Raw genomic sequence first — 8,598 nt, forward strand, 5'->3', positions numbered from 1 at the left:
CCCCTACGCCCTCACTGCTGGGTGCTGCAATTCTTTTCCAGCTTCAACTGCTCCTCGGAGGGGGCCTGGCTGGTGATGTCGGCCGGGGGAGTCGACGGGGACACGAGCGCACCGGGGGTGCCGGTCGTCGCGCTCCGGTCGCCGGGGGTCGTGGGAGTGCCGGGAACACCGGGCTGGTGACCGGTCGTGCCGCCGGTCCGGCCGTGCTCCTGCTGCGCCTTCTCCCGGTCCTTCTTGGCCTTGGCGTCGGCGCGTTCGGCGGCCTCCCGCTGCTGCTTGCTCAGACAGGCGTGCGCCTGCTTGCCCAGCTCGGTGACCTTGAGGGTCGCCTCGTCGCGGTTGTCGGCCGGGATCGTCTCCTTGACCTGGTTCCGCTGGTACAGCGGTAGGTACTTGAGTTCGATCTCGGGGTGGTCCTGATCGACCTTGTTCAGCGAGATCCACGCGAGGTCCTGGCTCAGGCCCCGGTAGAGCGCGACATGGTCGTCCTTGGCGCCGACGAAGTACTGGGTCTGCGTCCAGCGGTAGCCCGCGTAGAGCCCGCCGCCGACGACGGCCAGGGCGAGCGCCGAGAACAGCGACCGCTTGATCCAGGTGCCGCGGCGCCGCGGCTTGACGAAGTCCTCGTCGGCGAAGGAACCGAACGAGCCTTGCGACTCACCGCCGGCCTCGCCGTCGCCGCTGCCGGGCGGGCCGAAGGCGCCGCCGGGGGACTGCGCCGGGACGTCCCGGCCGCGGCCCAGCTCGGCGGCGCGGGCCGCCGGGGTCTGCAGGGTGCTCGGGTCGTTGAGCTGGTTCTGGTTCTCGGCGACCGCGCCGACGATGACCGGGGTGTCGTTGAGCTGCCCGGCCAGCGCCTCGTTGCCGTCGACGTCGAGGACGTCGGCGACGATGCAGGTGATGTTGTCGGGACCGCCGCCGCGCAGCGCGAGCTGGATCAGCTCCTGGACCGTCTCGTGCGGACCGTGGTAGCTGGCGAGCGTCTCCTCCAGCGTCTGGTGGCTGACGACACCGGAGAGACCGTCGGAGCAGATCAGATAGCGGTCACCGGCGCGGACCTCGCGGATCGACAGATCCGGCTCCACGCGGTCACCGCTGCCCAGGGCCCGCATCAGCAGCGAGCGCTGCGGATGCGTGGTGGCCTCCTCCTCGGTGATCCGGCCCTCGTCGACGAGGCGCTGCACCCAGGTGTGGTCCTGCGTGATCTGGGTGAGCTGACCGTCGCGCAGCAGATAGGCGCGGGAGTCGCCGACGTGCACCAGACCCAGGCGCTGGCCCGTCCACAGCAGCGCGGTCAGGGTGGTGCCCATGCCGTCGAGCTGCGGGTCCTCCTCGACCATGACGCGCAACTGGTCGTTGGCGCGCTGCACGGCGGTGCCGAGGGAGGTGAGGATGTCGGAGCCGGGGACGTCGTCGTCGAGCTGGACGAGTGTGGAGATCACCTCGGACGAGGCGACCTCACCCGCGGCCTGACCGCCCATGCCGTCGGCGATGGCGAGCAGCCGCGGTCCCGCGTAACCCGAGTCCTCGTTGCCCTCCCGGATCATGCCCTTGTGCGATCCGGCGGCGAAGCGCAGGGAAAGACTCATGCGCACCTCACCTGTCGGCTCGGGGTACAGCCGGTCTCGTCGAGCCACACTGCCCACCCTCCGGTCGGGAGCACGCTCGGGCCCGTCGAGTGGACCGCCGCGGCTCGCTCGCTCCGCTCGCTCATAAGTCGTACTACTTCCGCAGCTCGATGACGGTCTTGCCGATGCGGATCGGGGCCCCGAGAGGGATCGGGGTCGGCGTCGTCAGGCGATTCCGGTCCAGGTAGGTGCCGTTGGTGGAACCGAGGTCCTCGACGATCCACTGGCCGTCACGGTCCGGGTAGATCCTGGCATGCCTGCTGGAGGCGTAGTCGTCGTCCAGGACGATCGTCGAATCGTGCGCCCGGCCCAGCGAGATGGTCTGGCCCTGGAGGGCGACGGTGGTCCCCTGCAGTGTGCCTTCGGAGACCACCAACTTGGTGGGCGCGCCCCGGCGCTGCCGGTTGTTGCCGCGCCCGCCCTCCTGGCGGCGCTGCTGCGGCGGCGCGGCCTGCTGCCGCTGGCCGCGTGCTTCCTGGCCGCCCCTACGGGCGGCGCCGCGCTGTGTGACGCGCGTGCCGAACAGATCGCTGCGGATGACCTGGACGGCCACGATGACGAACAGCCACAGTACGGCGAGGAAACCCAACCGCATGACCGTGAGGGTCAGCTCTGACATTGCCCCCGCTTCACCCTTCGGCTTGCCGGTAAACGATGGTGGTACTGCCCACGACGATCCGCGAGCCGTCGCGGAGACTAGCGCGGGTGGTGTGCTGCCCGTCCACCACGATCCCGTTCGTGGAGCCCAGGTCCTGGACCGTGGGGGGCGTGCCGACGCGGATCTCGCAGTGCCGCCGGGAAACCCCGGGGTCGTCGATCCGGACGTCGGCGTCGGTGCTGCGGCCCAGTACGAGCGAGTTGCGCGAAATCTGGTGACGCGTGCCGTTGATCTCGATCCAGCGCCGGGTCTGCGCCTGCGGCTGCGGACCGGCGCCGGGCGGTGCCGTACGGGGCGGGGCACCCGGCGGCGGGGACGAGGGCATGGGGGGCGGGCCCACATGACCGCCGCCGTTGTGACCGCCCCGGGACGCCGACGAGCCGCGCCCGGCGGGCGCGGGCCCTCCCGGCTGCTCCTGGGACGTGCTGGAGGCGAGGGTGCGGCTGCGCACACGGTAGAGGCCGGTGTCGAGATCGTCGGCCTTCTCCAGGTGCACCTTGATGTTGCCCATGAAGGTGTAGCGCTGCTGCTTGGCGTAGTCGCGGACCATCCCGGACAGTTCGTCACCGAGCTGTCCGCTGTACGGGCTGAGCCGCTCGTAGTCGGGTGCGCTCAGCTCGACGATGAAGTCGTTGGGGACGACTGTGCGGTCGCGGTTCCAGATGGTCGCGTTGTTGTCGCATTCGCGCTGCAGCGCGCCGGCGATCTCGACGGGCTGCACCTCGGACTTGAACACCTTGGCGAAGGTGCCGTTGACGAGACCTTCGAGACGCTGCTCGAAGCGCTTCAGTACTCCCACGGGGCACCTCCTTCCTCAGTCTTCGACAGGGTCGTCCTGATACTGCTTACCGATCGTATCCACGCGCCGGGAAATCAGCTGGTTCCCCTTTCCCGCCCGGAGTGACGAGTGTCCCCCCTCACAGGGTTGCCTGTTGGGGCGTTGTGCCGTGCCCGTCGTCCGTGCACTGCGATGGTAGAGGTGCCCCGCGGACAGTGTCCCGCAACCGTTCACCTCGCTCCGTGCGGGGCCGGGTCCCGACGCCGGGTGGCCGGGACCGAGGGGGTGTGGTCTGCGGCGGAGCGTTCCGGGGGCCGTCGGGCGGCCGGGGACCGGGGATGCGGCCCGCCGCCGGCCGCCGGTGCACGGTGCGGCCCGGGCCCCGGGAAAGGGCAGGTGAAACCACCCGCCACGCCGTGCTAATGTTCTGCATGTCGCAAGGCGCTCCCCCCGAAACGGGAAAGAAAAACCCGGATCGCGTGAGAGAATCGAAACGACAACACCCATGCGCGGGTGGCGGAATAGGCAGACGCGCTGGATTCAGGTTCCAGTGCCCGAAAGGGCGTGGGGGTTCAACTCCCCCCTCGCGCACAGATGAGACCCCCGGTCTCCGGAGAAAATCCGGAGACCGGGGGTCTTTCGTTGTGCTTCTCACATCTTGCGCGCCAGGGGCGGGAGATCGCCTCCGGTCCGTCTTCGGTCTCCGTTCCGGCCCCGGGGTGACGCGGTGTGGCCGGTCGTCCCCGGGGCGTACGGAGGGGGAGAGGTCAGGCGGCGACGCGGGCCGCGGTCTCCCGGCCCTTCGCGGTGGCCTCGGCGAGCGCCTTCTCGCGGGACGCCTCGTAGAGCGGGATCAGGTCGCTCATCGCGGGGTTGGCGGGGGCCATGGTCAGCTCGGGGACGACGAAGGTGACGTCCAGGCCGAAGGCGTCGCCGAGGACGGTCTGCAGGTAGTTCTGCACGAAGTCGGAGCCCTCGCGGGGGGTGCCCGGGGCGTACGAGCCGCCGCGGCTGGCGACGACGGTGACGGGGGTGCCCTTGGCGGACGGCTCGGCACCGGCGGTGCGGCCCATGATGATCGTCTGGTCCAGCCACGCCTTGAGCGTCGAGGGGATCGTGAAGTTGTACATCGGGGCGCCTATGACGACGGCGTCGGCCTGCTCCAGCTCCTCGGCGAGGCGGGTGCGCAGGGCGAAGGCGGTCCGCTGCTCCGGGGTGTGGGTGGCCGGGTCGGAGAAGCCGGCCGCGGCGGCGGTGCCGTCGAGGTGGGGCAGCGGGTCGGCGGCGAGGTCGCGGTAGATGACGGTGCCCTCGGGGTGCTCGGCCTCCCAGGCGGCGCGGAAGGCGGCGGTCACGGCGCGGGACGCGGAGCCCTCCTCGGGGAAGACGGAGGAGTCGAGGTGGAGGAGTGTGGCCATGGTGATCGGTCCTTCGGTCGTGGCCGGACGCGGCACGGATAAGTGGTTGAACTTTGTACGTGACTATTCATAACACAGGTACTTACTTTTCCGCAGTACCCAACGCGAAGGGGATAGGCTGGAGCCATGGCGGATCGCGACGAGACGGCGTGCAGGCAGGTCGACGGCGGGATGACGCGCGTCTTCGAGCTGTTCGGGAAGCGCTGGACCGGCCTGATCGTGGCCACGCTGATGCCCGGACCGGTGCACTTCGCCGATCTGCGGCGGGCCATCCCCGGCATCAGCGAGCGGATGCTCTCCGACCGGCTCGCGGAGCTGACCGCCGCCGGTCTGGTGGTCCGCGAGGTGGACGCCGGGCCGCCGCTGCGCGTCGCCTACCGGCTGAGCGAGGCGGGGCTCGCCATGGAACCGGCGCTCCAGGAGCTGGCGCGGTGGGCCGAGACATATCTGGGCGAGGGCGGGCGGTGCCCGGAGCGCTTCCGCAAGTAGGAGGCGCCCCGAGGGTGGCCGTGGGCGGTCAGCCCTTCAGCTCCTGCGCGGCGTTGTAGCGGAGCAGATAGGACGCGAAGCGGTCGAGATCGGCCGCGTCCCAGTCGGCGAGCCGCTCGTGGAACGCCTGGCGGCGGCTGGTCATGGCGTTCGACAGCACCGCGGCGCCCGCCGGTGTGGGATGCAGCACCTGTACACGGTGGTCCTCCGGGTCCACCCGGCGCTCCACGAACCCCAGCTTCTCCAGTGCGGCGATCTGCCGGCTGACGGTGGACTTGTCCAGGAGGTAATGCGCCGCGAGGTCCGTCGCCCGGCATCCCTGCTGGTCGTCGAGGTGCGCCAGCAGGGTGTACGAGACCAGGGACAGCTCGGGATGGATACGGGCGGCGGTGGCGCGGGCGCGCCGGGCGAAGGCGGTGAGCTGCCGCTGGATGATCTCGACGGACGCGTCGCGCTGGGTCATGGATTGCCTTTCCGAGATGTAGTTGTATAGTACAACGTGAATTGGGTTGCATAAGCCAACCAATTCGCTGTGAGAGTTGCAAAAGCCATCCATCGGCTGCAGCTGACCCGTCCCCCGTGAGAAGGCATGCCCCATGAGTCCGGTCCGCTCCGACCACCACCCCGAACACGGACGTGAGCACCGCCGCAACCCGCACGCCGCCGGGCTGCGCCACGTACTGACGCACCTGATCACCCCGCTGCTGATGTGCATCGGGATGGGCCTGGCCTACCTCGGCGCGTTCGCCAACCCGGCACCGCACGACCTGCCGGTCGCCGTCGTCGGCTCCGGACCGAGCGCCCAACTGCTCGCCCAGTCGATCAACGACAAGGCCGCCGGAGAACTCCAGGTACGGACCGTCGCGCACCGCGCGGACGCCATGGCGGACCTCCGCCACCAGGACATCTTCGGCGCATACGTCCCCAACGGCGGCGCGGCCCACGGCGGACGGCACCAGGCACCCGAACTCCTCGTCGCCACCGCCGGATCCGACACCAGCGCCACCGTCGTCCAGAAGATCTTCACGCCGCTCGCCGCCGCACAGGGACAGCCGCTGAAGGTCACCGACATCGCCCCGACCGCCCAGGACGACCCCACCGGACAGGGCATCTTCTTCCTGCTCGTCGCGATCAGCATCGGCTCGTACGCCTCGGTCGCGGTGATCGGCGGCGCCGGAGCGGTCCTCCCGATGCGGCTGCGGGCCGCGCTGGTGGCCGGTACGTCCTTCGTGGTGAGCATCCTCGGCGTGCTCTTCGCCGGTCCCGTCTTCCACCTCGTCGACCACGGACTGTGGGGCCTGTGGGGCATGGCCTGGCTCTACTCGGCGGGGATCCTGCTGATCGGCGTCGGACTCCACACCTTCCTCAAGCGCTGGACCACGCTCGGCGTGATGGCCCTCTTCGTGATGCTCAACTTCACCTCCTCCGGCGGCATCTTCCGCCCCGAGATGCAGAACGGCTTCTTCGCCGCCCTGCACTCCTTCTGGAACGGCGCGGGCTTCGTCGAAGGCACCCGCAGCCACGTCTACTTCGACGGCTACGGGCTCGCCGGACACGTCTGGACCCTGATCGCCTGGCTGCTCGTCGGTGCCGTCATGATCACCGTCGCGGGTCTGGCGGAACGGCGCCGCACGGCCGCCGAGCAGGAGGCCGCCGCCCGCGCCACCGCGGTGGCCGCGGCAGCCGTGGCGGCCACCGTGACCGAGAGCGCACCGCGGACAGCGGGACACGGCGCCGACCGCGCGACCGCCGAACAGGACGCGGAGGAAGAGGAGATGGAGGAAGCGGTAGGGGTCTGAGCCGGAACGTCACCGCGGGCGCGTCGCCCCGGCGGTGGCGGAGGACGGCCGCTGAGGGCCGGAGGCGTCGGGGCGCCCCCGGCCCTCAGCCGTTCCTCCCGGCGCCCCCTCGGTGAACTGCGGTGGCGTGCGCAGGAGTTGCCTGTGGACGGCGGTGAGGAGCGCGGCGAACACGCAGCTCGGGACGGGTGCCGCGCAGGTACGACGGGGACCGGCGCGGAGAGACCGCGGGACGTTCCGGCCGGACTTTTCCACAGGGCCGCCACGCGATCTTCGCGATGGGTACCGTCATCTGCGACAGGCCGGACCGGGCACCACGCCCCACCGCCGGGCACCGCCCGGCACCGGCTCGGCAGGGCGACCGAAGAGGAGGTGACCACGGTGGTGCGAGTGCCGTACGTACCGGGTTTCGCACGGGCGGAGACCCAGGAACGAGCCGCGAAAGCCGCCGGACGGGCACTGCGGGAACACCTGCCACGCTCCGCACAGGCACCGCTCCCGCCCCCGGCCACCGACCGGCCGGACATGGTCACCGCGGTGGAGAGGAGCAACGCCGGACGGCTGCCCGAACTCACCCCGATCCGCGTGGGACGCATGGTCGCCAGCCCCTTCGCCTTCCTCCGCGGCTCCGCCGGACTGATGGCCCACGACCTGGTAGCGGCACCCGTCACGGGCATCGGTGCCCAGATCTGCGGCGACGCCCACGCCGCCAACTTCGGGCTCTACGGCGACGCCCGCGGCGGCCTCGTCATCGACCTCAACGACTTCGACGAAACCCTGCACGGCCCCTGGGAATGGGACCTCAAACGGCTCGCGACCTCACTCGTACTGGCCGGACGGGAAGCAGGCGCGACGGAGGACACCTGCCGCACCGCCGCCCGGGACGCGGCCGGAGCCTACCGCCGCACCCTGCGGCTGCTGGCGAAACTCCCCGCCACCGAGGCATGGAACGCCATCGCCGACGAACACCTCGTCTCCCACACCGACGCCCACGACCTCCTCGGCACCCTGGAACGCGTGGCGGCCAGAGCCCGCCACAACACCAGCGCCCGGTTCGCCGCCAAATCGACCGAGCGGACCCCCGACGGCGGACGGCGATTCGTGGACGCCCTCCCGGTGCTCAGACGCACCCCCGACGCGGAAGCCGCCGCCGTCATCTCCTCCCTCGGCGGCTACCTGAGAACGCTCCCCGAGGACCGGCTGCCGCTGCTGGCCCGCTACGCACCGCACGACGTGGCGTTCCGCGTCGTCGGCACCGGAAGCGTCGGACTCCGCTCGTACGTCGTGCTCCTCCTCGACCACCGGGGCGAGCCACTCGTCCTCCAGGTCAAGGAAGCCCGCAGCTCCGTGCTCGCACCCCAGGTGGCGAAAGCCGGATTCGAGGTCCCCGCAGTACGCCACGAAGGGCGCCGGGTGGTGCTCGGCCAACGCAGCATGCAGGTGGTGAGCGACCCCCTGCTCGGCTGGACCACCGCACACATACCGGCCCCCGGCACCGCCGGGGACACCCGCGGCACGGACACCGCCTTCCAGGTACGCCAGTTCCGCAACCGCAAGGGCAGCGTGGACCCGGCCGCACTCACCGGCGAGCAACTCGACGACTACGCCCGGATGACCGGCGCGCTGCTGGCCCGCGCCCACGCACACAGCGCCGACCCCCGCGTCCTCGCCGGATACTGCGGAAAGTCGGAGGCGCTGGACGACGCCCTGGCCGCCTTCGCGACGGCCTACGCCGACCGGACGGAAGCCGATCACGCGGAACTCTCCGCGGCGGTGGCGGGAGGACGGGTGGCGGCTGAGACGGGGGTTTGAGGGGGCGGGGGTGGGG

General features: G+C 70.9%; 8 protein-coding genes and 1 tRNA gene. 4 read left to right on the top strand and 5 right to left on the bottom strand.

Translation table 11 applies throughout. From position 1 onward, the window contains the following. Positions 1 to 11 precede the first annotated feature (11 nt). From IF23_RS0120515 to IF23_RS0120525, 3 genes are all read right to left on the bottom strand, one after another. A complete protein-coding gene (locus IF23_RS0120515; RefSeq protein WP_078654121.1) occupies positions 12 to 1,589 on the bottom strand; it encodes a Stp1/IreP family PP2C-type Ser/Thr phosphatase in 1,578 nt (525 codons plus the stop codon). A 133-nt stretch (positions 1,590 to 1,722) separates the two neighbouring features. Beyond that, on the bottom strand, positions 1,723 to 2,247 hold the full coding sequence (locus IF23_RS0120520; protein ID WP_030285727.1) for an FHA domain-containing protein FhaB/FipA: 525 nt from the start codon (positions 2,245 to 2,247) through the stop codon (positions 1,723 to 1,725). Positions 2,248 to 2,257: 10 nt separating this feature from the next. Beyond that, positions 2,258 to 3,085: an FHA domain-containing protein gene (locus IF23_RS0120525; protein WP_030285729.1), complete on the bottom strand. Its 828-nt coding sequence runs from the start codon at positions 3,083 to 3,085 to the stop codon at positions 2,258 to 2,260. A gap of 486 nt (positions 3,086 to 3,571) precedes the next feature. Here IF23_RS0120525 and IF23_RS0120530 point away from each other — a divergent pair. Further along, a tRNA-Leu gene (locus IF23_RS0120530) sits at positions 3,572 to 3,655 on the top strand. A 176-nt stretch (positions 3,656 to 3,831) separates the two neighbouring features. Here the strand turns inward: IF23_RS0120530 and IF23_RS0120535 are convergent. Continuing rightward, the gene (locus tag IF23_RS0120535; RefSeq protein WP_030285731.1) at positions 3,832 to 4,482 is read right to left on the bottom strand and encodes an FMN-dependent NADH-azoreductase; all 651 of its coding nucleotides are present in this window, start codon (positions 4,480 to 4,482) and stop codon (positions 3,832 to 3,834) included. A 126-nt stretch (positions 4,483 to 4,608) separates the two neighbouring features. Here IF23_RS0120535 and IF23_RS0120540 point away from each other — a divergent pair, with 126 nt between their 5' ends. Beyond that, positions 4,609 to 4,971, top strand: coding sequence for a winged helix-turn-helix transcriptional regulator (locus IF23_RS0120540; RefSeq protein ID WP_030285733.1), 363 nt, complete (start codon positions 4,609 to 4,611; stop codon positions 4,969 to 4,971). Between the two features lie 28 nt (positions 4,972 to 4,999). Here the strand turns inward: IF23_RS0120540 and IF23_RS0120545 are convergent, their stop codons facing one another. Continuing rightward, complete coding sequence (locus tag IF23_RS0120545) at positions 5,000 to 5,434, bottom strand: MarR family winged helix-turn-helix transcriptional regulator (RefSeq protein ID WP_030285734.1); 435 nt, start codon at positions 5,432 to 5,434, stop codon at positions 5,000 to 5,002. A gap of 133 nt (positions 5,435 to 5,567) precedes the next feature. On the opposite strand from IF23_RS0120545, the gene IF23_RS0120550 reads away from it, so the two are divergent. Together IF23_RS0120550 and IF23_RS0120555 are read left to right on the top strand one after the other, a co-directional pair. Continuing rightward, complete coding sequence (locus tag IF23_RS0120550) at positions 5,568 to 6,770, top strand: ABC transporter permease (protein ID WP_030285735.1); 1,203 nt, start codon at positions 5,568 to 5,570, stop codon at positions 6,768 to 6,770. Between the two features lie 390 nt (positions 6,771 to 7,160). After that, the gene (locus IF23_RS0120555) at positions 7,161 to 8,582 is read left to right on the top strand and encodes a DUF2252 domain-containing protein (protein ID WP_245655041.1); all 1,422 of its coding nucleotides are present in this window, start codon (positions 7,161 to 7,163) and stop codon (positions 8,580 to 8,582) included. The last annotated feature ends 16 nt before the right edge of the window (positions 8,583 to 8,598 follow it).

The organism is Streptomyces catenulae (assembly GCF_000718015.1).
GTDB classification, from domain to species: Bacteria; Actinomycetota; Actinomycetes; order Streptomycetales; family Streptomycetaceae; genus Streptomyces; species Streptomyces catenulae.

Bases quoted from the DNA above. Each gene is read 5' to 3' on its own strand.
- IF23_RS0120545 (WP_030285734.1), bottom strand. From the start codon at position 5,434: ATGACCCAGCGCGACGCGTCCGTCGAGATCATCCAGCGGCAGCTCACC.
- IF23_RS0120550 (WP_030285735.1), top strand. From the start codon at position 5,568: ATGAGTCCGGTCCGCTCCGACCACCACCCCGAACACGGACGTGAGCAC.
- IF23_RS0120520 (WP_030285727.1), bottom strand. From the start codon at position 2,247: ATGTCAGAGCTGACCCTCACGGTCATGCGGTTGGGTTTCCTCGCCGTA.
- IF23_RS0120535 (WP_030285731.1), bottom strand. From the start codon at position 4,482: ATGGCCACACTCCTCCACCTCGACTCCTCCGTCTTCCCCGAGGAGGGC.
- IF23_RS0120515 (WP_078654121.1), bottom strand. From the start codon at position 1,589: ATGAGTCTTTCCCTGCGCTTCGCCGCCGGATCGCACAAGGGCATGATC.
- IF23_RS0120540 (WP_030285733.1), top strand. From the start codon at position 4,609: ATGGCGGATCGCGACGAGACGGCGTGCAGGCAGGTCGACGGCGGGATG.